At 39.4% G+C, this 22,246-nt stretch carries 19 protein-coding genes; 10 read left to right on the top strand and 9 right to left on the bottom strand.

Going from position 1 to position 22,246, the window contains the following annotated elements; all coding sequences use genetic code 11:
• The first annotated feature begins 143 nt into the window (after positions 1-143).
• Positions 144-2,282, top strand: coding sequence for a M3 family metallopeptidase (locus HMPREF0766_RS13580; protein ID WP_248676749.1), 2,139 nt, complete (start codon positions 144-146; stop codon positions 2,280-2,282).
• Between the two features lie 88 nt (positions 2,283-2,370).
• On the opposite strand, the gene HMPREF0766_RS13575 is transcribed toward HMPREF0766_RS13580, so the two are convergent.
• Both HMPREF0766_RS13575 and truA read right to left on the bottom strand, forming a co-directional pair.
• Entirely contained in the window at positions 2,371-4,134 is a 1,764-nt protein-coding gene (locus HMPREF0766_RS13575; protein ID WP_002998210.1) for an ABC transporter ATP-binding protein, read from the bottom strand.
• 8 nt (positions 4,135-4,142) lie between these two features.
• Positions 4,143-4,916 (bottom strand): tRNA pseudouridine(38-40) synthase TruA, encoded by a 774-nt coding sequence (gene truA, locus HMPREF0766_RS13570; RefSeq protein ID WP_002998208.1) that lies wholly within the window; start codon positions 4,914-4,916, stop codon positions 4,143-4,145.
• Between the two features lie 253 nt (positions 4,917-5,169).
• Between truA and HMPREF0766_RS13565 the strand changes: the two genes are divergently transcribed.
• From HMPREF0766_RS13565 to ligD, 4 genes are all read left to right on the top strand, one after another.
• Positions 5,170-5,643 (top strand): DUF4293 domain-containing protein, encoded by a 474-nt coding sequence (locus HMPREF0766_RS13565; RefSeq protein ID WP_002998206.1) that lies wholly within the window; start codon positions 5,170-5,172, stop codon positions 5,641-5,643.
• Positions 5,643-6,026 carry a nuclear transport factor 2 family protein gene (locus HMPREF0766_RS13560; protein ID WP_002998205.1) on the top strand — a complete coding sequence of 128 codons (384 nt, stop codon included), beginning with the start codon at positions 5,643-5,645 and terminating at the stop codon, positions 6,024-6,026. The genes HMPREF0766_RS13565 and HMPREF0766_RS13560 overlap by 1 nt, the downstream gene beginning before the upstream one ends.
• Positions 6,027-6,142: 116 nt before the next feature.
• A complete protein-coding gene (locus HMPREF0766_RS13555) occupies positions 6,143-6,733 on the top strand; it encodes a DUF4142 domain-containing protein (protein WP_002998203.1) in 591 nt (196 codons plus the stop codon).
• 43 nt (positions 6,734-6,776) lie between these two features.
• Positions 6,777-9,257, top strand: coding sequence for a DNA ligase D (gene ligD / locus HMPREF0766_RS13550; RefSeq protein WP_002998201.1), 2,481 nt, complete (start codon positions 6,777-6,779; stop codon positions 9,255-9,257).
• Here the strand turns inward: ligD and ku are convergent.
• Positions 9,254-10,009 (bottom strand): non-homologous end joining protein Ku, encoded by a 756-nt coding sequence (ku, locus tag HMPREF0766_RS13545; protein WP_002998199.1) that lies wholly within the window; start codon positions 10,007-10,009, stop codon positions 9,254-9,256. The two genes, ligD and ku, sit on opposite strands and share 4 nt — an antisense overlap.
• 399 nt (positions 10,010-10,408) lie before the next feature.
• Here ku and HMPREF0766_RS13540 point away from each other — a divergent pair, with 399 nt between their 5' ends.
• Positions 10,409-10,912 (top strand): RNA polymerase sigma factor, encoded by a 504-nt coding sequence (locus HMPREF0766_RS13540; protein ID WP_236582350.1) that lies wholly within the window; start codon positions 10,409-10,411, stop codon positions 10,910-10,912.
• 117 nt (positions 10,913-11,029) lie between these two features.
• On the opposite strand, the gene HMPREF0766_RS13535 is transcribed toward HMPREF0766_RS13540, so the two are convergent.
• From HMPREF0766_RS13535 to HMPREF0766_RS13525, 3 genes are all read right to left on the bottom strand, one after another.
• Complete coding sequence (locus tag HMPREF0766_RS13535; RefSeq protein WP_002998195.1) at positions 11,030-12,079, bottom strand: DNA topoisomerase IB; 1,050 nt, start codon at positions 12,077-12,079, stop codon at positions 11,030-11,032.
• An 85-nt stretch (positions 12,080-12,164) separates the two neighbouring features.
• On the bottom strand, positions 12,165-12,413 hold the full coding sequence (locus HMPREF0766_RS13530; RefSeq protein WP_002998193.1) for a DUF7218 family protein: 249 nt from the start codon (positions 12,411-12,413) through the stop codon (positions 12,165-12,167).
• 103 nt (positions 12,414-12,516) lie between these two features.
• Entirely contained in the window at positions 12,517-13,062 is a 546-nt protein-coding gene (locus HMPREF0766_RS13525; RefSeq protein ID WP_037460392.1) for a lipocalin family protein, read from the bottom strand.
• A gap of 161 nt (positions 13,063-13,223) precedes the next feature.
• Between HMPREF0766_RS13525 and HMPREF0766_RS13520 the strand changes: the two genes are divergently transcribed.
• Together HMPREF0766_RS13520 and HMPREF0766_RS13515 are read left to right on the top strand one after the other, a co-directional pair.
• Complete coding sequence (locus tag HMPREF0766_RS13520; protein WP_002998189.1) at positions 13,224-14,756, top strand: SulP family inorganic anion transporter; 1,533 nt, start codon at positions 13,224-13,226, stop codon at positions 14,754-14,756.
• Between the two features lie 71 nt (positions 14,757-14,827).
• On the top strand, positions 14,828-15,319 hold the full coding sequence (locus HMPREF0766_RS13515) for a DUF1905 domain-containing protein (RefSeq protein WP_002998187.1): 492 nt from the start codon (positions 14,828-14,830) through the stop codon (positions 15,317-15,319).
• A gap of 83 nt (positions 15,320-15,402) precedes the next feature.
• Here HMPREF0766_RS13515 and HMPREF0766_RS13510 read toward each other — a convergent pair whose 3' ends face one another.
• On the bottom strand, positions 15,403-15,984 hold the full coding sequence (locus HMPREF0766_RS13510; protein WP_002998184.1) for a YciE/YciF ferroxidase family protein: 582 nt from the start codon (positions 15,982-15,984) through the stop codon (positions 15,403-15,405).
• A 218-nt stretch (positions 15,985-16,202) separates the two neighbouring features.
• On the opposite strand from HMPREF0766_RS13510, the gene HMPREF0766_RS13505 reads away from it, so the two are divergent.
• On the top strand, positions 16,203-17,165 hold the full coding sequence (locus HMPREF0766_RS13505) for a YihY/virulence factor BrkB family protein (protein ID WP_002998182.1): 963 nt from the start codon (positions 16,203-16,205) through the stop codon (positions 17,163-17,165).
• 14 nt (positions 17,166-17,179) lie between these two features.
• Here the strand turns inward: HMPREF0766_RS13505 and HMPREF0766_RS13500 are convergent, their stop codons facing one another.
• Positions 17,180-19,375 (bottom strand): ATP-binding protein, encoded by a 2,196-nt coding sequence (locus HMPREF0766_RS13500; RefSeq protein WP_002998180.1) that lies wholly within the window; start codon positions 19,373-19,375, stop codon positions 17,180-17,182.
• A gap of 279 nt (positions 19,376-19,654) precedes the next feature.
• Here HMPREF0766_RS13500 and HMPREF0766_RS13495 point away from each other — a divergent pair, with 279 nt between their 5' ends.
• A complete protein-coding gene (locus HMPREF0766_RS13495; RefSeq protein ID WP_002998178.1) occupies positions 19,655-21,115 on the top strand; it encodes a glycoside hydrolase family 130 protein in 1,461 nt (486 codons plus the stop codon).
• Between the two features lie 7 nt (positions 21,116-21,122).
• On the opposite strand, the gene HMPREF0766_RS13490 is transcribed toward HMPREF0766_RS13495, so the two are convergent.
• On the bottom strand, positions 21,123-22,241 hold the full coding sequence (locus tag HMPREF0766_RS13490) for a hypothetical protein (RefSeq protein WP_002998176.1): 1,119 nt from the start codon (positions 22,239-22,241) through the stop codon (positions 21,123-21,125).
• Positions 22,242-22,246: the final 5 nt, after the last annotated feature.

Below are 22,246 nucleotides of genomic sequence, written 5' to 3'. Positions count from 1 at the left end.
TATGCTAATAGACGTAATATTTTGATAATAGTTACATCTGCGTATTTGTTTTACAAAAATCTGATAAATTTCTGAAAGTAAAGAGTCTTTGTGCTCACTGAAGACACTCAATCCGGGTGGAATTGTTAACTTTGTAAAAAACATTGAAAACAAATCAAGAAACGGAAATGAATAAAAAAAGCTTTTTGCCCATGTTCATGATCATTGCGGCAACTGTGGTCGGTTGTACTAATGAACAGAAGACAGAAACGACCAACCCTTTACTTTTAACCTATGATACACCTTTCAATGTACCTCCTTTTGACAAGATAAAAGATGAGCATTTTAAGCCTGCATTTGATGAAGCATTAAAACAACATAAACTGGAAATTGACTCTATTGTTAATAATATAGGCGAACCAACTTTTGCAAATACTATTCTGGCTTTAGAAAATGCAGGAGGTTTGTTGAGGCAGGTTTCCACTATATTTTCTAATCTTAATTTAGCAAATACGAACGACACTATTCAGGCTTTAGCCAAAAGTATGGCTCCTGTATTGTCTGCGCATAATGATGAGATTACATTAAATTCTACCCTTTTTGGCAAAATCAAAACGATATGGGAAAAGAAACAGACACTCGGACTGGATGCAGAAGATAATAAGTTACTGGAAGAAACATACAAAAGATTTATACGTTCGGGAGCGGGTCTGAAGGACCAAGATAAAGAAAAGCTGAAAAAAATCAATGCAGAGATGTCTGTACTGACCACTCAGTTTGGGCAAAACGTATTAAAAGAAACCAATGCATTCGAATTGGTTATTGATAAAGAGGCGGATCTGGAAGGGCTGACCTCTGATCTGAAAGCGGCTGCTGCAGAAGCTGCGAAGGCAAAGGGTCTGAAAGATAAATGGGTATTTACATTGAAGAATCCTTCAATCATGCCATTTCTGCAATATGCCAAGAACAGAGATCTGCGTAAGAAAATATGGGAAGCTTACAGCCTGAGAGGAAATAACGGAAATGACGCAGACAATAAAGAGATTGTTCGCAAAATTGCAAATCTGCGTTTGGAAAAGGCTAAATTATTAGGCTTCGCAAATCATGCCGCTTATGTATTGTCTGAATCTATGGCGGAGAATCCGGCTAATGTATATGATTTACTGAACAAGTTGTGGACTCCGGCGCTTGCAAAGGCAAAAGTGGAAGCTGCAGATATTCAGAAAGAGATCATTGCTGCAAAAGATACATTTAATGTAGCACCATATGACTGGAGATACTATGCCGAGATTATCCGTAAAAAACGTTTTGCGTTGAATGAAGAGGATATCAAGCCTTATCTGAGTCTGCAATCTGTACGTGAAGGGGCTTTCTCTGTAGCAAATAAGTTATACGGTCTCACGTTTGTCGCTTTAAATAATGTACCGGTCTATCACCCCGAAGTGGAAGTATATGAGGTGAAAGATAAAGATGGTTCACATCTGGGGCTGTTATATGCAGACTTCTTTCCGAGAGCTTCTAAAAAAGGCGGAGCATGGATGACATCCTACCGTTCACAATATAGAAAAGAGGGCAAGCGTGTCGCTCCTGTTATTTCTATTGTATGTAATTTTACCAAACCAATAGGGGATGAACCTGCATTGCTTACATTTGATGAAGCAACAACTTTATTCCACGAATTCGGACATGCGCTGCACGGATTATTGTCTAATGTTAAATATAAAAGTCTGGCCGGTACATCGGTACCGAGAGATTTTGTGGAACTTCCTTCACAGATCATGGAAAACTGGGCGGCAGATCCTGAAGTATTGAAAGTATATGCCAAACATTACAAAACCGGAGAAGCAATCCCGGATTCGCTGATTTCTAAGATGCAAAAGGCCGGCACATTTGATCAGGGCTTTGCTACTGTAGAATATTTGGCTGCATCCTTACTGGATATGAATTACCACACGATTACAGCTCCTGTTAAAGAAGATATCAATGCTTTTGAGAAAGGAGCAATGAACAAGATCGGACTTATCAACTCTATTATCCCGAGATATAGAAGTACTTATTTTGAACATATTTTCTCAGGAGGGTATTCGGCAGGGTATTATGCTTATATCTGGTCTGAGGTATTGGATTCAGATGCTTTCGCAGCATTCAAAGAAAAAGGATTGTATGATCAGGGCACTGCCGCTTCTTTCAGAAGAAATATTCTTGAAAGAGGAGGAACAGGAAACCCGGCACAAATGTATCGCACCTTCAGAGGTGCAGATCCGAATCCGGTCTACCTGATGAAGAAAAGAGGATTGAACTAATCACATCACAAAACAAAAGCGGGGTTTTTTATATAGAAAACTCCGCTTTTGTTTATAATAAAATTTTCAGCTCATACATCTGAATTTATCAGATACCGGCCGAATGGAATTGAAGGTCGTATAGTTTCTTATAGAATCCGTCTATAGCGAGCAGTTCATGATGGTTGCCGATCTCTTTGATCTCACCTTTATCGAGCACAATAATTTTGTCTGCTTTCTGGATTGTTGACAATCTGTGTGCAATGACAATGGCGGTTCTTCCTTTCATAAGGTTGTCAATAGCTGACTGGATCAGCTCCTCCGTTTCGGTATCTACAGAAGAAGTTGCTTCATCCAGTATCAGTATTTTAGGATCGTGGACCAGTGCTCTGATAAAAGAGATAAGTTGTGCCTGGCCTGCTGATAATGTCGCTCCGCGTTCCATTACCTCATAGTCAAATCCTCCGGGTAGACGCTGAATAAAATCATAAGCACCGACCTGTCTCGCTGCATCGATTATTTTCTCATTCGAAATGCTGTCTTCATTCAGATTGATATTCTTTCGGATGGAATCTGAGAATAGAAAAACATCCTGCAGTACAGTGGCAATAGTCTTGCGCAGGTAATTGAGTTCATATTCACGTATATCTATCCCGTCCAGGAGGATCTGTCCTTTATTGATTTCGTAAAAACGACTCAGGATATTGATTGTAGAGGATTTACCAGCACCTGTGGCACCCACAAGCGCAAGTGTTTCTCCCGGCTGTACTTTGAAGCTTACATCTTTTAATACCCAGTTTTCATCATTGTAGGCAAACCAGACATTTTTAAATTCGATTTCTCCTTTGACAGTTTCCGGTTTAAGTGTACCCGCATTGGGAGTCGCTTCATCGGTGTCCAGTACATCAAAGATTCTTTCAGCACTGACCATGCCCATCTGCAGGGTGTTGAATTTATCTATAAGCTCGCGTATAGGTCTGAATATCATATTTATATACATGATAAATGCTACTACTACCCCTGGGGATATCACATCTGCGATAATCTGTCTGGATCCGAACCAAACCAGAAGACCAAGTGCTATGGCCATGATGAGTTCTAATACCGGGAAAAATATAGAAAAGTACCAGTTGGCACGGATGTGTGCGTTGCGGTGGTGGGAGTTAATGTCTTTAAACTTATGTAACTCTTGTTTTTCCCGGGCAAAGTATTGAATAATACCCATCCCTGAGATATGCTCCTGCAAAAATGTATTGAGATTAGCCACCCACTTCCGTACATCCTGAAAAGCAGATTTCATCGCCTCTTTAAAAATGTAGGTCGCTGCCACCATCAGTGGCATAGGAATGAGCACGATAAGGGTGAGCTTCCAATCGGTGTAGAACATGACTATAAGTATCACCAGTAGTTGCAGCAGGTCCCCTATAATCTGTATAAGCCCTTCTGAGAAAATATTGGATATCGTTTCCAGATCGGATATTGTACGTGTGATAAGCCTTCCTATTGGGGTATTGTCGAAGTATTTGAGCCTGAGATTAGTGATGTGATTAAATACTTCAATACGTATATCTCTGATTACAGATTGTCCAAGAGTATTGGTCATTAATGTATGAAAATACCGGATGATGGTTTGTAAAACCAGAAGTCCCAACATCGCAATCAGCATGTTATTAAGTCCTGATGCGTCGTCTGTGAGAATATATTTGTCTAGGGTGTGCTCGATGAGCAAGGGTAGGGCGGGCGCTACGGCTGCAAGCAAAATAGTCAATACGACCGAAATCCAGAATACGGTCTGATAGGGGCGCATATATTTGATCATGCGCTTTAATAGCTTACTGTCGTATGTTTTTCCTGTTATTTTTTGATCGCTCACTACTTATTCTATTTACGTTTACTAATATAAGGATAAACCACTTCCGTTAAGTATAATCCATGCGCCGGGACAGATGTTCCGGCCTTTGAGCGACTCTTGCTCGCAATGACTTCCTGTATATACACAGGTTCTTTTCCTTTCAGGCCAATTTCTAACAAGGTGCCTACAATCGCGCGGACCATATTTCTTAGAAAGCGGTCTGCGGAAATATGAAAAACTAGATGATCATCGGTATTCCATAGCCATTCAGCTCTTGATATATCACAAAAATTGGTAAAAACCTGTGTGTTGGATTTACTGAAACATTCGAAATCCTGTCTTCCCAGGAGGTATTGACAGGCTTCATTCATCTTCACTACATCCGGAATATCTCTGGTCAGCCAGGAGGCATTTATCAGAAAGGGATCTTTTTTAAAATGCAGATGGTACTCGTAAGATCTGGATGTTGCATCAAAACGGGCATGAGCTTGGTCATCTACCGGTAAAAGCCTGTATACTGCAATATCGTGCGGCAACAAGGCATTGAGGGAATGAACAAATTTATCTGGCTGTAATAGCAGACCTTCCGGTATGGCATCGAAGTGAACAAATAACTGCCTTGCGTGTACTCCTGTATCTGTACGGCCGGCACCTATGGTTTCTATGTCCTTACGAAGTAAGGTTTTAAGTACATCATTTAACTTTTCCTGTACAGAAACAGCGTTATGCTGGATTTGCCAACCATGATATGCTGTGCCTTGATATGCTATCTCCAGAAAGAAACGTTTTGTTTTTAGTTCCACATTGCAAATGTAGTGATTTGGATGATTTTATGATTCAACTTCATTTTTTGACGGAACAATTTGACATTAGCATTGTTAATAAAGCAGATTAAACTGTTAGACATTCACTTTGGGATATGACAGTATATTTTCTCTGAAAAATTAGAGCTTTACGGCAGAGGAGAAACCGATAAATTAGTTTTATATACAAGTCAATAATATTGCATATAAAGGCAAATTTATCTAAGTTTGTTTGTTACAATAAAATAATCTTATGATACAGCGTATTCAAACGGTTTGGTTATTATTAGCGGGAGTGACTATTTTCGCATTGTTTCTGTTCCCTTATCTGCAGTATATCGATGTGGCGGGAATAGGAAGGAAATTATTAGTGTCAGGGTCTTATACTGCTGTTAACGGTGAATCTGTCAAAGAAGAATCTTTTATTTTGCAGAGTATTGCTACAGTGGTTTTAGGATTGATTCCGGTATATATCATCTTTAAGTTTAAAGACCGCAAAATGCAAATCAAACTGATTTTGTTACAGATGGTTCTGGTTGTTTTATTCTTTTTCTGGCTTTACTCTTTTTCCGGAGATATTTTATCCAAAACATCCCAATATCTTTCAGCAAGTAATATTGGAGTGGGATTTTTCTTATTCCCGGTTGCTATAGTATTCTTATCTCTTGCTTTCGGTGGTATACGTAAAGATGAACGCCTGATAAAATCAGCAGAAAGATTACGATAATGGACTATACGCAGCGAGAAAAACTGATTCGCAATTATGTAGAGGCCTACAATCAGTTGGATATAGCAGGTATGCTTGCGGATCTGGATGACGAAATCCGTTTTGTTAACATTACCGACGGAGAAATCAACTTATCTTTATTAGGTCGCCGTGCATTCTGGGATCAGGCTGTACAGGCTGCTGAGTTGTTTTCGGAACGTAAACAGGAAATTTTGGCTGTTCAGCATTCTCCTGAGCAGACTGAAATCGAAATCGACTATTCGGCCAAATTGGCTGTGGATTTGCCTAATGGTTATGAACGCGGGCAGGTCATCAGTATGAAAGGCCGGTCGATATTCAGGTTCGGAACGGACAAAATTATCAGCCTAACGGATATAAGCTAATCCGCAATTACGCTTTTAACCTCTCTTAACAGGTATTATTCTTTTTTTTAAGGTGTTTTTCCCCTCAACACTTAGAGCTTCTGTGTGTACTTATAGTAATTATACAGCACAACATCATGAAAGCTTACCTATATTATACTCTCTTATCTGCAATTGCATTTGGCTTAAGCAGTTGCCAGAAACCCACGTCCATTAAAAATGCGCCACTGACAGATTCGGTAGTATCTGCCTCGATATTGGATTACAATATTTATTTTGATGCAGAACGCTTTTTTATAAAAACTGTTGAAAGCGGACTTAAATTAAAAAATGCTTCAGAACAAGCTTTACAGATGGCCAGTTCGGATTCTATCCGCAATCTTGCATTGGCATTAAAAGAATGCCACACTAAAGATGTGGCACAGATTATAGCTTTAGGAGATAATATGAATGTGGCTATTCCGGAAGTCATGAATGTCATTGATGCGCAGCAAGTTTCAGATCTGAAGGAAGAAAAGAACAGAGATTTTGATTATAGATTTATAAAAATGGTTATTGAAGATTATGAACGCAGCATCCCTCTTTTCGAACAGGCTGTTTCGGATGCCAATAACTCAGAGATACGTAATGTGGCATCATCAGTTCTTCCTAACTTATATGCTCAGCTATCCAAAGCCAGAATTATAGAGCGTGTATATTTCAGAGACAAATTGATAAGTAAGCTGTAAACCTTTGTTAATATCCTGATGTTAGTATAGAAAGTATAGGATTATGGATAAATTGGCGCAATACCATAAGAAGCGTAATTTCAAGGAAACGGTGGAACCAAAAGGTTCTGCAAATTCGGAGAAACCTGAGAAATTGCGATTTGTTGTCCAGCGACATCATGCCAGTCGTCTGCATTATGACTTTCGTCTGGAGATGGGGGGAGTACTCAAAAGCTGGGCAGTACCTAAAGGTCCTTCTCTTTTTCCGCAGGATAAGAGACTTGCGGTGCAGGTGGAAGATCATCCTGTTGATTATGCCAGCTTTGAAGGAGAGATTCCTAAAGGAAACTACGGTGCCGGGACTGTTTCTATATTTGACGAAGGTTATTTCCACCCTTTGGGGGACGGTAACGAGGAAAGTCTGTTGGATGATGTGGAACAGGGTTCAGTTAAAGTTATTCTTCACGGAAAAATATTAAAAGGGGAGTTTGCCTTAGTCCGTATAAAAGATAGTGATGGTAAATCCTGGCTGTTGATCAAACACAAAGATAAGTTCGCCGTAGATAGACCGTACAATGCTGAAGACTATGTCAGTAAGAAGATAAAGGATCAAGGAGAACAGTATAAAAAGAAGTCTGCAAAGACATTAAAAGAGAAATCAAAATTGTCTGCTTCACCTGCTAAAAATGCAGAGGTTGAACTGCTGGAACCTCTTCCCATGTTAACCAGACTCGCTACGGATTTACCGGATGAAGAGGGGTGGTTGTATGAAAAAAAATATGATGGTTTCCGGATAATTGCTGTTAAGACCGCCAAAAAAGTTGTGTTGTACTCCCGTAATGGGAAACAGATGAACAAACTATTTCCGAGTGTAGTGAAAGCGTTGTCGGCTCTGGACCGCGATGTCTGGCTGGACGGGGAAGTTGTTATTGAAGATAAAAACGGGAAAGCTCAGTTCCAGCTTTTGCAGAGTGGAGAACCTTTGCCACCTTCTTTCGTAATTCGGTATTATATTTTTGATATCCTGAGTCTGGATGAAAATGACCTGAGTCAATATCCATTGAAGGAGCGAAAGGATCTGCTTCAATTACTATTAAAAGGGGTGAAAAAATCTGTAATAATGCCTGTTGAAGCTTTGACAGGAACGGTTTCAAAAATCAGGAAACAGGCTGAAAAGCAGGGTTGGGAAGGAGTCATAGCAAAAGATACGGAGAGTTTGTACCATGCCGGAAAACGGAGTAGCCAGTGGCTTAAAGTTAAATTCCGGAAAACTCAGGAAGCAGTGATCTGCGGATATACAAAGCCTCAGGGTAGCCGTTCCTTTTTTGGCGCTTTAGTGTTGGGATATTACGAAAAGGATCATTGGATATATCTAGGGAATTGTGGAACAGGCTTTACGGAGGATATTTTAAAAGATATTTTTGATATACTAAAGGATACGAAGAAGACCGATAAACCTTTTGATGCACACGTGGTAGTAGCTAAAGAAAAGGAGGTCACGTGGGTGAAGCCTGCTGTGGTGTGTGAAGTCTATTATTCGGAATGGACTGCAGACAGGCATCTTCGTCATCCTGTTTTTAAAGGATTACGTATGGATAAGAATGTGAAGGATGTACAGATAGAACGGGATGAACAAGAGTTGGTGAAAGATAAGGTTGTTACAGTCGACCGTCATCAGGTAAAGCTTACTAATCTGGACAAGATATATTGGCCCTCAGATGGATATACTAAGGGGCAGTTGTTAACATATTATGAGAAATACGGGGATCTTGCATTGCCCTATCTCAAAGATAAACCGATTTCCATGCACCGTTTCCCAAATGGTATAGAAGAAAAGAGTTTTTTTCAAAAAGATGTAGACGTAAAGCAGATTCCTGGCTGGTTGCGCACAGTTCCCATGTATTCGGAAAGTACAGATAAGGACATCGATTATCTGATCTGTAATAATAAGGCAACTCTGCTTTACATTGCAAATTTAGGATCTATAGAAATTAATCCCTGGCTGTCTACCTATAAAAAGAAAGAATATCCGGACTTTGCTGTGTTGGATCTGGATCCCAACGGAGCTGACTTTGAAGTTTTGATTGATGTTGCCAGAACTGCCCATCGTCTCTTTAAGCAGGCTGGTGTCACAGATTATATTAAGACATCCGGTTCTACAGGCTTGCACATATACCTTTATGTAAATAAAAAATATACTTATGATGTAGTCCGTGATTTTATACAGTTTATCGCAGAGATGATCCATGAGGAACATCCGGATACAACTAGTCTGATCAGGGATCCCCGGAAAAGGAAAGGTCTGATCTATCTGGATTATCTGCAGAACCGGCGGGGACAAACTATTGCAGCTCCATATTCTGTCCGTCCGAAGGAAAGTGCAACTATCAGTACGCCTTTGCATTGGAAAGAAGTGAAAGGAGGGTTGGATATCAGACAATTTAATATTACTTCTATTGCTGATCGTCTGGAAAAAACGGAGGATCCATGGGCAGATATTTTTGATCATCCTGCCGATATCAAAAAGGCATTAGAAAAATTTTAAGCTAAACTTGCCTTTAGCTGCGCTAGCAGATCTGCTGCTTTTGTATTTTCTACTGTCATCTTTCGGATAGTTGCCCGTTTGCCTTTTTCTTTCTGTTTGATGATCTTGAGCAGATCACGGGTATATTCATTTTTATATCCGGAGATATCAAAGCTATGGCTGTGTTGTTTGATAAGCTGTAAAGCCATATCCATTTCTTCCTTTTTGATCTTCGAGGCTCCCGGAATCTTTAATTCTTCAGCTGAGCGAATTTCTTCTTCAAAACGGAGCTTATTTAGTAAAAGCATATTCTGGTAGGGTTTTATAATGACCAGATTTTCAATATTGCGCATAACAAAGGATCCTAAGCCTGCAGTTTTGCTTTTTTCTAATCCTTTTAAGAGTAACTGGTAGGCTTTCTCTCCACCTTTCTGAGGCTCTAAATAATAGGGAGTATCAAAATAAATACTATCTATTTCTTCAAGTTTGACAAAGGACCGGAGATTGATCATTTTATTTTTTTCAGGACTTGCATCTTCAAAGTCCGCATCCTCCAGTACGACATATTTGTCTTTCAGCATATATCCTTTGACAATATTTTCCCATGCGACTTCTTTACCTGTCTTCTCATTCACCCTTTTGTACTTGATATTTGATTTATCTTTCCGATCCAGCATGTCCAGATCCAGTGAACTGCTTTGTGTGGCACTGTATATTTTAACCGGGATATTAACAAGTCCAAAACCTATTGCTCCTGTCCAAATTGCTCTCATACTAATATAAACAACGCAATGATCAGAAGGTTTCGGTGTATGCGGTTGATTTTTAATGTTTTGAATACGTTTCCGAAAGGCTGTTTTGTATTATTAAATAGACATTTAGAGCTGTGTACGTCTGTACCAAATTCTTCTCTATGTTTCAGAAGCCAAAATTTTCAATTTCATCGGGGTTAAATACGCGTATAAATACGTATCTGCCTTGCTGATAATTGGGCTTTTTAAACTCTATGGGGAGTGGTGTTGATTTAACCAAAAGTTTATAGGTATTTATACGTTTTTTGAAAGAAAAAAACCACTCTTTTTAGCATGCACTTTGAATAATGTCTTGCGATGATTCAACAAAATAGAGTTAACTGTAAAATGCTTCAAAGCGGAAATAAAAAATCTACTATTATGACTAGAAACGAATTTAATACTCAGGTTATGGAGCAAACTAATGAACTCCGGAGCTTCGCAAAACGCTTTACAAAAGATAATGAGGAAATCAATGATCTTCTTCAGGAGACGTTTCTCAAAGCTGTGACCTACTTTCAGAATTTTAAAGAGGGGACTAATCTTAAAGGCTGGTTGTATACTATTATGAAGAATACTTTCATTAACGGATACCGCAGAGTTTCTAAGACTCAGTCATTCATTACAACAGAAGAAGAAGTAAGTTCTTCTCAGATGTACTTTTCTGCTGTTCATAATTGGGGAGAAAATAAATTTGTGATGGATGATATACAACAGGCGCTTTCCGAATTGGATAAAGGTTGTTATGTTCCTTTTACCATGTATTTTGAGGGGTATAAATACTACGAAATTGCTGAGCATCTTAATCTGCCTGTGGGTACAGTCAAAACCCGGATTCATATGGCCAGAAAAAAACTGAAGAATGTTTTAGCCGTTTATCAATAATATATAATTATACCATTTTTCTTTTCCCTCAGGCACTGACTGTTTACAGTCTCTTGCTTGGGGGATTTTTTTTGCTTCCTCATCCCCGGATCACAATGAGGTGTATGTGCGTGAAATTTATGCCGAAGTAAGAGATAAAAGAAATTTTAAAAATGATTTTTCTGCAATTTCTGTCACCGACAGTTTGTCTTTACTTTTCTTTGCTATACGATTTAATACAGGTGCAAGACGCTGATCCAGATATTGATTCTGCAACTCCGGATGTATATAATAGTTACGGGTCACGGTTCGTGTATTTCCTAATTTAGATGCTACTTCATCTATTATGCGGACCAGATTCTTCTTTCTTTCGGTTTCAGTTTCCGCAACAGGCATCTCTGCCATGACAATCAATGCAAGCGTACAACCCGCCCATGTCCTGAAATCTTTGCATGTGTATTCGTCCTTCATGGCCTCTTTGAGATAGGAGTTAATGTCACCTGAGTCTAAGCGCACAATTTCACCATTCTTGTTATAATATTGAAAGAGTTCCTGTCCGGGTATATCTTTAATATTTTTCAACATTTTTACCAGTTTGGGTTCTTTAAGATATATCTGTTGGACGACTCCTTTCTTACCTTTGAATTTGAAAAAAACCTTGTTGCTCTGGATTTTAATATGTTTGTTTTTCAGGGTTGTCAACCCAAATGATCCATACTCCGCCTCGTATGCTTTATTACCTGCTCTGATATACGTGAGGCTCATAATATTCACAGCAATGGCACAAACTTTTTCCTTTGTGAGTTTTTTGCGTCTCAGATCTTTCTTTAATTGCGCGCGCAAAAGTTTCAGCTTTCTGGCAAATCCCTCCAGGCGATCAAATTTTTTCAGATTTCTGAAAGCAGACCAGTCATTGTGATACCGATATTGTTTACGGCCACGTGCATCTATACCTGTAGCTTGTATATGCCCGTTTGCCTTCGCACAGATCCAAACCTGCTGCCAGGCAGGAGGAAGGACTAATGCACGGATACGGTCTAATACCTTCTTGTCAGTTATTTTACCTTTATCGGAGAAGTAAAGGAATTTTCCGTTTTTCTCTTTTCGGGTATATCCGGGTTGCTGGTCAGATACATATCTAAGCTTTATATCGAGTGCCGCATGTGGCATAGCTGCAGAGGTCTTCATAAATTACTGCTTTGAAAAATAAGACCCCACATCTTTTAAAAATGCAGGGTCAAGGTTACTGTTGTGTTATTGTAATTGATCGATTTCAATGATTTCTTATAGCATCTATAAGTTTGCCTTTAGTCATGCTATGTCTTCCTTTTATTCCTATTTTTTTTGCTTCCGCCAAAAGCTCAGTTTTTTTTCGTTCATCAAGATTACTGCTTTTCCCTCCTTTTCGGCTGGCATCAGGCGTATTGGCAATACGGGCTGCTTTTTCTTTACTCATGCCTTTATTGCGCAGAGCTTCGTATTTTTCGTCATCTTTGATTTGATTTCCGTGGTCTTTGCTCATGATCTATACCTTTAAAAAAATCTATAAATCTATAACGGCAAGCGCGGATGTTTGTTTAGAAGACAACAGCGAACAGGTATTATTCCTGTGCTTTCAGGTATTTTTACTTCACAGAATCCTGCTGTACCCAGATCAATTTATTCAGGTCATAGCCAGCCTCCTTAGCTTTGACCAGATATTCTCTTTTGATTTGATCCGGAAGATTTGGTGTCCGTGACAGGATCCACAGGTAATCCAGGTTTTTGCCGGCTATGAGCGCATACTGATATGCGGAATCAAGTGCAATGACATTGTACCCTGAATAGAACGGACCAAAAAAGGAAACTTTTAGCATCCCCTGAGTCGGTTCATTTACAAATTTGGCTTTTCCGACAGCCTCCTTTTGTTTACGTTCCACTGTATCAAATCCTGTATTAACTACTTTTATAGAGCCATCTTTATTGAGCGAATAAGTGGCTGTCGTATTTTTGAGGTTTTTCTCAAATTTGAAGTCAAATCGTGCTATTTCGTACCATTTACCAAGATAACGGCTTTGATCAAAATTTTCGACAGCTTTCACATTTTCCGGAATGGTCTGGCATTGGACGAACAAAAAGGAAATAAGTGCACAGATGCCGGGCAGACTAAAGTAAGAGTGTTTATTTTTCATATGTATACGGTAAATATTTAATAAGATAACAATTGAGAATGTGAACAGGTTTTCCTGAAACATTAATTCTGGTTGTCCGCGCAATTTACGGAATCATTCTTGTTTACCCCAAAATACAGGATGAAGGTTTAGGTGTATAAGCCTTATATTTGCACTCATATATGAATTCTTTTCTCCAGTTCTTCGATTTTAAGCAAAAGGTAAATTACCGGGTCGAGATCCTTGCGGGTCTGACCGTCGCTATGACTATGATTCCGGAATCCTTGTCCTTTGCTATTTTGGCAGGATTGAGCCCTTTGACAGGTTTATATGCGGCCTTCCTGATGGGACTGATCACAGCTGTGCTTGGCGGCCGGCCCGGAATGGTTTCGGGAGGGGCTGGAGCCACAGTGGTGGTACTGATTGCTTTAGCCGCAACGCATGGTGTGGAATATTTGTTCGCTGCGATTATTTTAGGGGGAGTACTTCAGTTTCTGGTGGGGCTGTTCCGCTGGGGCAAGTTTGTACGGCTAATTCCGCAACCGGTGATGTATGGCTTTCTGAATGGTCTGGCTATCATTATATTTATGGCACAAATTCATCAGTTTAAGGTCGTGGAGAATGGAGTCAGTCACTGGTTGTCCGGTGCGGCTCTTTATACGATGATCGGACTGACTGTGCTTACGATGTTGATTGTCTATTTCTTTCCTAAACTGACCCGTACGATTCCAGCTTCATTGGTAGCAATTATGGTCATCTTTGCAATCGTTCTTGCCGGAAGTATAGAGACTAAGACAGTATCTGATATTGCATCCGTGAGCGGATCCCTGCCTGTTTTTCATATCCCTTCTGTTCCGCTGACATGGGATACATTGCAGCTCATATTTCCTTATGCACTGGTTATGGCCGGAGTAGGACTTATTGAATCTTTGCTGACACTTTCTATGGTAGATGAAATCACCAATACAAAAGGAAACTCAAACCGGGAAGCTATGGCTCAGGGTACTGCAAATCTTGTTAACGGTTTCTTTGGAGGAATGGGTGGGTGCGCTATGGTAGCGCAGACCTTGGTAAATCTGAATGCAGGTTCCAGAGCCCGGCTTTCAGCGATAATTGGAGCCGCGACCATACTGATTATTATTCTGATTGGCAGCCCTGTTATCGAACGTATTCCCATGGCTGCTTTAGTAGGCGTGATGATCATGGTTTCTATAGGTACCTTTCAATGGGTTTCGGTGCGGCTTGTCAATAAAATGCCCAAATCCGATATTTTTGTCGGAGTACTGGTAGCAGCTATAACAGTACTGCTCCACAATCTGGCTTTGGCCGTTTTGGTGGGTGTAATAATATCTGCCCTGGTGTTTGCGTGGGACAATGCCAAAAGAATCCGTGCCCGGAAGAGTATAGATGCGGAAGGTAATAAGATCTATGAAATAAATGGTCCGCTTTTCTTTGGATCAGCAGCTCATTTTGCAGAAAAATTTGATGTAGCTGAAGACCCTGATCAGATTATTATCGATTTTAAGGAAAGCCGGTTGGTAGATATGACTGCTATCGATGTGGTACATAAGCTGACAGCTAAATATGCGGAAAATGGGAAGCGGGTTATATTACGGCATCTGAGTGCAGATTCCCGTAAACTGCTTGCTGATGCGGCCGGCCTAATTGAAGTGAATGTAGAAGATGACCCTACCTATAAAGTGATGCCCGAATAGACACATTTATTTTTGATCCCCATATTCGTTTATTTATCTTTAAGAATTGAAATTCTAAAACAGGTAAGACAATGCACTTTACTGCGGTCATTGATAAAATAGGTATTAATCCGTTTGTGTTTGTTCCTGAGCTTGTTTTGCTGGAACTGATAACAGCTGCCGGCCAGCATAAAGGAAAAATTCCTGTATCTTTAACCATTGAAGGGATTGTTTTTACCCAGACTTTAGTTAAATATGCCGGCGAATGGCGCTTGTACATCAATGGCCCTATGCTCAAAGCTACAGGAAAAACTGTTGGGGATACGGCTGACTTTACTCTAGAGTTTAATGCTGAAAAACCTGAAATCCAGATACATCCGCTTCTGGCAAAAGCTTTACAACAAAATGTAGAAGCATACACTGTTTTTCAAAGTTTATCTCCATCCCTGCAATTGGAAATTGTGCGTTATATTTCTCATTTAAAGCAGGAAGATAGTATTGCACGCAATGTCGGAAAAGCGATACAATTTTTGTTAGGAAAAGAAAGGTTTATAGGTCGGGAGCCGATAAAAAAGGATTTCTGAAAGCTTGTTAATTACTGAGGAATATCAGAAAAGCGGATTTTAATATAAAACCCGCTTTAATCACAACTAAATACAGAATAGAATTATTCTGCCTTCGAATTTAAATTTGTGTCTGCAATGCCTGTTAAAGTTTCATCACAATTTTTTTCTTCTTCGAGTGTCATTAATAGAAGTTTTAAGCTTTCTTTATTGCCCAATACTTTTGCAAATGCAGCTAAGGTACCATATGTAGCAATTTCATAGTGCTCTACTTTCTGTGCAGCGGCAATGATACCTGCATCTCTTACATGTCCTACTTCTGTTTCTTCCATTATACTTTCACCTTCTTCTATGAGGCCAGCCATAGCGTCACATTTTTCGGCTTTAGCTTTTTTGCCTAATGTTTCAAAGCATTTTTCTAAACGGCTAATATGTTCTTCTGTTTCTTTGATATGCTTCTGAATCGCTTTTTTAAGTTGCGGAGAAGTTGCATTTTTATCCATTTTGGGTAATGCTTTGGTCAGCTCTTTTTCTGCCCAATAGATATCTTTCAGTCCGTCTTCAAACAAATCTGCCAGGTCTTTAGCCGCTCCGGATTTAGCCTTGATTTTCGAATCTTCTTTATTTGAGGATTTCGCAGGTGCAGTTTTTGATGCACTACTGCTTTTTGCTGATGTAGTTGCCATAATTATATGATTTATGTTTTTAAAATTTTAATTCATTCGTTAATAGAAGAACGAATTAATAATCAGATAGTTCTGCTCTTGCGGTTAAGTTTTTAATAATGCGTATTTCTACAAAGACACACGTATTAATGCTCAACTGTACTTGTCATGTAAACTTTGCTTATTGTCTCTTGTTATATAAAAGATGAAACTCTGGTTTAATTATAGAAAAATGTAAGATGAGTAAGACAAATTCGAGAGGCAGCGGCGTTGTTAAAGATTTCTTTTCCATTATAAAAACATCCGCTATGGGTTTTATAAATGAGGATTGTCTCAAGTATAGTGCTTCGCTGGCTTATTATACTATTTTTTCAATAGGACCTATTTTAGTCTTAATTATCTCTTTGGCTGGTGTATTTTTTGGTCAGGATGCTATCGAAGGCAAAGTGTTTACGGAGATGAAAGGTTTGGTAGGCCCCAGTGCAGCCCGGCAGATACAGGAAGTGATCATGAATCTCAAATTATCAGGTAAGTCAAATCTCGCTCTTGTCGTAAGTATTATTACGTTACTGATCGGAGCGACATCGGTATTCGGAGATATTCAGAATTCGATAAACAGAATATGGCATGTACGTGCCAAGCCTAAGAAGGGATGGGTAAAGGTTCTCAAAGACCGCTTATTGTCTTCGTCACTTGTAATCAGTCTGGGTTTTCTGCTAATGGTTACGCTAGTGGTAAATGGCGTCATACTTGCATTTACAGATCGTTTACAGCGATACTTTCCGGATATTACAGTCCACCTGTTGGACGCAATCAATTTTTCAATAAGTTTTGGAGTTATATTTATTCTGTTCGGAATTATATTCAGGGCGCTGCCGGATGTAAAGATTGAGTGGCGTACTGTACGTTCAGGAGCTTTTTTTACAGCTGTATTATTTGTAATCGGACGATTTGTAATTGGATTGTATCTTCAGACTTCGGGTACCGAATCTACTTATGGAGCTGCAGGATCAATTATATTAGTCTTGCTTTGGGTATATTATACGGCTGCCATACTCTATTTCGGTGCTATTTATACACGTGAATATGCGGCTATAAAAGGCATTCCGATACAACCCTCTGATTTTGCAGTACATGTCGAAGAGAAAGAAATTGAGAAAGAAGTCAAAGTGCTTCCTCCTCCTGATCACGACAAAACATAAGAACAGTAGTGAAGTTAATCTACCATATGCCGAAGTCTGATGACAACAGTTGTACCTTTGCCCAATTCGCTGAGGATATCGATTTTGCCGTTCAGTCTTTCGACAATCCGCTTTACAATGGCTAGACCTATTCCGGTTCCTTCATAAGAAGAAGCATTGGGTAATCTTTTGAAGATTTCATATACCATCTTCAGTTCTTCAGGAGCGATGCCGATTCCGTTATCCTGTATTTCGTATCTGATCCATTCCTCCTCTACCGTACTGCTTATGAAGATAAGCGGTTCTTCTTTTTTACTGGAATATTTCACAGCATTGTTGATGATGTTCATAAACAATTGGTAAAGCAATGTTTTTTCACCCCATACCGGAAGTAGTGTTCCCGTCTGAATACTGGAAGGGGGCATATTATAAATTTCCAGGCATTGCTGTGCAATTTGCTGAATGGTTGGTGCAATCTCGATGCACTCCGGTTTGAAGTTGTAGACCCTGGCTCGTGAAAATTCCAGAATCTTGGACATCATATTCTCCATTAGCGATACTGCATCCAGGATATTGGTAGATACTTTATTTAGAAATGCAGGGTCTATTTCCTTTCGCATCTTCATCAACTGAGCGGACAGCTTTATTGTTGAAAGCGGATTTTTCAGATCATGCGTTACCGTACTGGAATAGGTGTCCAGCGTATTGTTCAGGAGGATAAGTTCTTTATTCAGATTCTTGATTTCGACAGACTTGCGAAGCATGCTTTCTCTGATCAGTTGTCGGACGCGACGCATAAAATAGATGTCGTTTTTGTTCCATTTCATTGCAGTACCTTCTACCGCATCTTTCCAGACTTCAAAAGACATACGGGGAGATGGATAGTACTGGTCTTTTTGGGAGTCATATTTTAATACCTTTTCCGGTTTACCTGCCCATTTTTCTTCATATATATATTCTTTTCGAAACCAATAAATGCTAAAAGTACGGCTACTGTCAATATCAACTTTGCCAATTCCGGCAAAGCAGGGACAAAAGTTAAAGTGACGGCTATGGTTCAGAAGAAAATTATGGTCCTTAAATAGCTGCTTATCTGTGAATTCATTGATATATTGATGTATGCTTTCAAGTTCCTTGGCATTAGGGGCAAGCCCATGAGTGATAATCCGATCCGAATAGCGTATAGCAACTCCATCGGCATGTATAAGATCTCCTAGCGACTGAGCAGATGATGCCAATGCGGAAAGAATATCATTCTTTATAAGAAGCTTTTCTTTAAGTTCCAGTTCAAACGTATTGATCTCCCGCAGTAATTGTATATCTTTTTCCTTAACATTACTGAGGTATTTGGTTACAGCATATTGCGTTATTAAAACGGCCATGTGTCTTTGAGCGAGATCCACAGCCCTTGCTGTCCTGTGCTGACAAGTTACCAATCCCCAAAGTTTGTCATGTACAATAATAGAGAAGCTAATACTTGATTGCGCACCCGCATTTTCCAGATATTGTAAATGAACGGGTGAAAGTGCCCGTATAGTCGTGTAGGTCAGGTCAAAATCTAATTCACGTTTACTTATGATCGGAAAGGTCGGAGCTGAGATATCTGATGTCAGCCGTGCCGGATGTATAAGATAAAGTGCACGTGCCTGCTTCGGGATATCAAATTCCGGATAGCGCAACCCTAAGTGAGGTTCACAATCTTCTGCTACACGTTCGGCAATGACCTTTCCACTCCCGTCTTCCAGAAACTGATAGATCATAACCCTGTCAAACCTGATGACGTCATGTATGCTTTCGCAGAGCTCTTCCCATACCTTTTGATTTGAGCGGTCTATCTTTTTTGAATACGAATATAAGTTCAGCCAGGATGCAGGTGTATTTCCTGAAGCCTCAAATTCAAGATAGATGTAATCGTTCACCCTATATATACTAAGGTAATAGTTCGATGTTCCGATCTTTAGTTCTATAACGGAACGACCCTCTGTAGAGTGAGAAAAATATTCAAGACGTTCATTAATTTCTTCTATGTAATCAGCAAAATAGAAAGAAAGGAATTTAACAGCATCCTGTTCAAGGTAAAGATCAAGTTCCTCTTGCAGATAATTAACCCAATTTTCACTGATAGCTGATATAACGAGCCGCTGATCCAATATTAACAACAGGCCGAAATGTTGTACACGACCACATAAATGGATGGGTTCATTTTCACACAGAATCTGATTGGGGATCATAGATAGCGATTTTTTATAAAGTTAAACTTTAAAATTGATATTTCACCTTCCCCTAATGGAAGAAATGATGGATTTCAGGTATTCAGCAGATGTATGGATTACATTCAACGCCAGATTCTTATTTAATTACGAAAACATTACAATGGTAAATTTCATCCCGAATTAAGGAGATGCATAAAACAGGGAAGAAATACTTTAGCCAGTAGCTACTTGCTATAATTTTTTCAAATACACAAACAATTTAGGATAGAAGACCGTTCTAAGATAAAAAAATATCTTATGACCCTGAATGTTGTCAGAAAAAACATCTTTTTTAAGCCCGATTCCAGACGTGTATTAGCCCGTTATTTTAATCTAAGTGTAGAGCGATCCATCAAAATAGTTCAGCGTGTACTCAAAATGAGCAAGCAGGAGAAAGCCGATACCCTTAATCAGGTTCTTCGTAATTTTTCGAAGCGGCATCGGAGTGTGGTCTCCATTTTAGAGAAAAACTATAAGAGAACCGAAACGATTCTCAGGGAAATGAATATTAAGGATGAGGATGTCACATATAAGGAAAAGCTGTTGATAGGAGCCTATTTTACGATGGAATATTCTATTGAAGCAGCCGCGTTTTTCAATCCTTCGGTAGTAGAATCACCTGATCAGACACAATTAAAAGAAGGGGAAAAGCGAATTATTCTTAGTTTTAGAGCTACTGGTGAAGGACATGTATCTTCAATTGTATTCCGTTCAGCCATCATAGATAAAGATCTTAATATTCATCTGGATGAAGTTGGAACCTTATTGGAAAAGCCCAAGCAATTTAAAAGTCATCGTTATCAGAAAGAGGATTTTATAGACAAGCTGTTGCAGATGCACGATCCGGAGGAAGATGTGCTGACTGTTATCAGAGCCAAACTAACAGATTCCTTTACATATGAAGAGCTCCGTAGATTTGTCAGGGAAATGCAGCAGGAAAATGAATTGACACCGGACAGTCAGACGCTTATGTCTCAAATCATGTGGCTTGCTTCGTCTCATTATGAAATGACTTATTCTCTGGATACTTCTATTTCGGAGAGGGTTATCTTTCCCATCTCGGATACAGAGAAAAATGGAATCGAGGATGCCAGATTTGTACGTTTCAGAGGAGAGAAAAATCAACAGACTTATTATGCCACCTATACCGCTTATGATGGGTTCACAATTCTGCCAAAACTGATGTCTACCAAAGATTTTATTCATTTTAAAGTGCAGCCCATTAATGGTAAGATAGCAAATAAGGGGGCCGCTCTGTTCCCGAGAAAAATAAAAGGCAAGTATGCTATGCTATGCCGGGTAGATGGTGAAAACAATTACATTGCATTCTCTGAAGATATCAATATCTGGCAACAGGATATTACCTTATTGAAAGAGCCGGAATATCCCTGGGAACTGGTACAATTAGGTAATTGCGGGTCCCCTATAGAAACTGAAAAAGGATGGCTTGTACTGACACATGGGGTAGGGCCAATGCGGGAATATACTTTAGGAGCCATTTTACTGGACCTTGAAGATCCTACCAAGATTATCGGAAAACTAAATGAACCCTTGTTATATCCGAATGCAGATGAAAGAGAAGGGTATGTGCCGAATGTGGTATACTCCTGCGGACAGATTATTCATAACGGGCATCTTATTATCCCTTATGCCATGTCAGATTATGCGTCTACATATGCATCCGTAGAACTTAAGGAACTACTGGACGCATTGACATAGTAAGAATTCAGGAAAGCAGACGGCTGATGTTTAAATAGGCTATCCAAAAACAGATGGTGCTTTCTGCTCCCTGATTCAGATTTACACCGTGACTATCAAGGCCGTCACAACAACCTTTAGAAGATGCATCATAGAGCTGAAGACCCTGTTTGTTTTTCCCAAAAAACCACAAAAAAGAGCTTATCATACGCTGTTTGTATATTTTTTCGAGTGTAATATTATACATCTCTTCGTAAAGTAAGACAAGCGATGTAACTTCGATAGGCTGTTGGCCGTACATACTCGGATTTCCTCCTTCTCTATACCAGAATTCATTACCGATGATACACAAATAATTTTCCCGGAATAATATACTATCCAGAAAATGAAAACTTTCCATCGCAGTCAGTTTTAGAGATTCATCCTCCAGAACGAGAGAAGCCCTTAGCAGACTTAATGGTAATATAGCATTGTCATACGATATTATCTTTTCATACCAGGACCATTCACTGGTTGAATTTTGCCGGTATTCCTCCGCAATATATTGAGCCAGATGATGAATCAACTCTTTGATTCCTTCATCTTCCGGAGAACGTTCGGAAATATGTATCAATCCCAAAATGCTGTAACTTACAGCCCTGGGTGATCTTAAACTATAAACATGGGGTACCACACGATCGAAAAGTTCTCTCCCCGTTCGGTGAAAACTCGGGTTTACATTGCATTTTAGCAAATATCCCAATGCCCATATGGTGCGGCCCATTGCATCTTCTGTGCCTTCATCATCTAAAAAAACGTGTGAAAAAGAAAGGAAATTCCTGAATTTTCCGTTATCCAGCTGCATGTATTTTATATAAGCCAGATAGGTAGATATCAGCTGATTGTGTTCGTCGGAAGGCTCTTTTTCAAAGGCCATCAAAGCCAATATAAGAGCCCTTGCATTATCGTCAATACAATACCCGTGATGGTAGTTGGGAGTGATGTATGTGGCATGTTGCAATATTCCTACATGATTCGTTAACCTTTTTATATGACTCAGGTCAAAAGAAGGTAGTTTGTCTGCTAATTCAGTAGTCAGATCTTCAATAAGGTCAGCGCTTGCCGGATTTTCAACTTCATCCATTACTTTTAAATACGGCTTGTTCATTTTAT

This window comes from Sphingobacterium spiritivorum ATCC 33861 (assembly GCF_000143765.1).
GTDB classification, from domain to species: Bacteria; Bacteroidota; Bacteroidia; order Sphingobacteriales; family Sphingobacteriaceae; genus Sphingobacterium; species Sphingobacterium spiritivorum.
This window is presented reverse-complemented; position numbering and strand designations above follow the sequence as displayed.

Bases quoted from the DNA above. Each gene is read 5' to 3' on its own strand.
- HMPREF0766_RS13535 (WP_002998195.1), bottom strand. From the start codon at position 12,079: ATGAAGACCTCTGCAGCTATGCCACATGCGGCACTCGATATAAAGCTT.
- ligD (WP_002998201.1), top strand. From the start codon at position 6,777: ATGGATAAATTGGCGCAATACCATAAGAAGCGTAATTTCAAGGAAACG.
- HMPREF0766_RS13560 (WP_002998205.1), top strand. From the start codon at position 5,643: ATGGACTATACGCAGCGAGAAAAACTGATTCGCAATTATGTAGAGGCC.
- HMPREF0766_RS13510 (WP_002998184.1), bottom strand. From the start codon at position 15,984: ATGGCAACTACATCAGCAAAAAGCAGTAGTGCATCAAAAACTGCACCT.
- HMPREF0766_RS13540 (WP_236582350.1), top strand. From the start codon at position 10,409: ATGACTAGAAACGAATTTAATACTCAGGTTATGGAGCAAACTAATGAA.
- HMPREF0766_RS13530 (WP_002998193.1), bottom strand. From the start codon at position 12,413: ATGAGCAAAGACCACGGAAATCAAATCAAAGATGACGAAAAATACGAA.
- ku (WP_002998199.1), bottom strand. From the start codon at position 10,009: ATGAGAGCAATTTGGACAGGAGCAATAGGTTTTGGACTTGTTAATATC.
- HMPREF0766_RS13565 (WP_002998206.1), top strand. From the start codon at position 5,170: ATGATACAGCGTATTCAAACGGTTTGGTTATTATTAGCGGGAGTGACT.
- HMPREF0766_RS13495 (WP_002998178.1), top strand. From the start codon at position 19,655: ATGACCCTGAATGTTGTCAGAAAAAACATCTTTTTTAAGCCCGATTCC.
- HMPREF0766_RS13520 (WP_002998189.1), top strand. From the start codon at position 13,224: ATGAATTCTTTTCTCCAGTTCTTCGATTTTAAGCAAAAGGTAAATTAC.
- HMPREF0766_RS13505 (WP_002998182.1), top strand. From the start codon at position 16,203: ATGAGTAAGACAAATTCGAGAGGCAGCGGCGTTGTTAAAGATTTCTTT.
- HMPREF0766_RS13515 (WP_002998187.1), top strand. From the start codon at position 14,828: ATGCACTTTACTGCGGTCATTGATAAAATAGGTATTAATCCGTTTGTG.
- HMPREF0766_RS13525 (WP_037460392.1), bottom strand. From the start codon at position 13,062: ATGAAAAATAAACACTCTTACTTTAGTCTGCCCGGCATCTGTGCACTT.
- HMPREF0766_RS13490 (WP_002998176.1), bottom strand. From the start codon at position 22,241: ATGAACAAGCCGTATTTAAAAGTAATGGATGAAGTTGAAAATCCGGCA.
- HMPREF0766_RS13555 (WP_002998203.1), top strand. From the start codon at position 6,143: ATGAAAGCTTACCTATATTATACTCTCTTATCTGCAATTGCATTTGGC.
- HMPREF0766_RS13500 (WP_002998180.1), bottom strand. From the start codon at position 19,375: ATGATCCCCAATCAGATTCTGTGTGAAAATGAACCCATCCATTTATGT.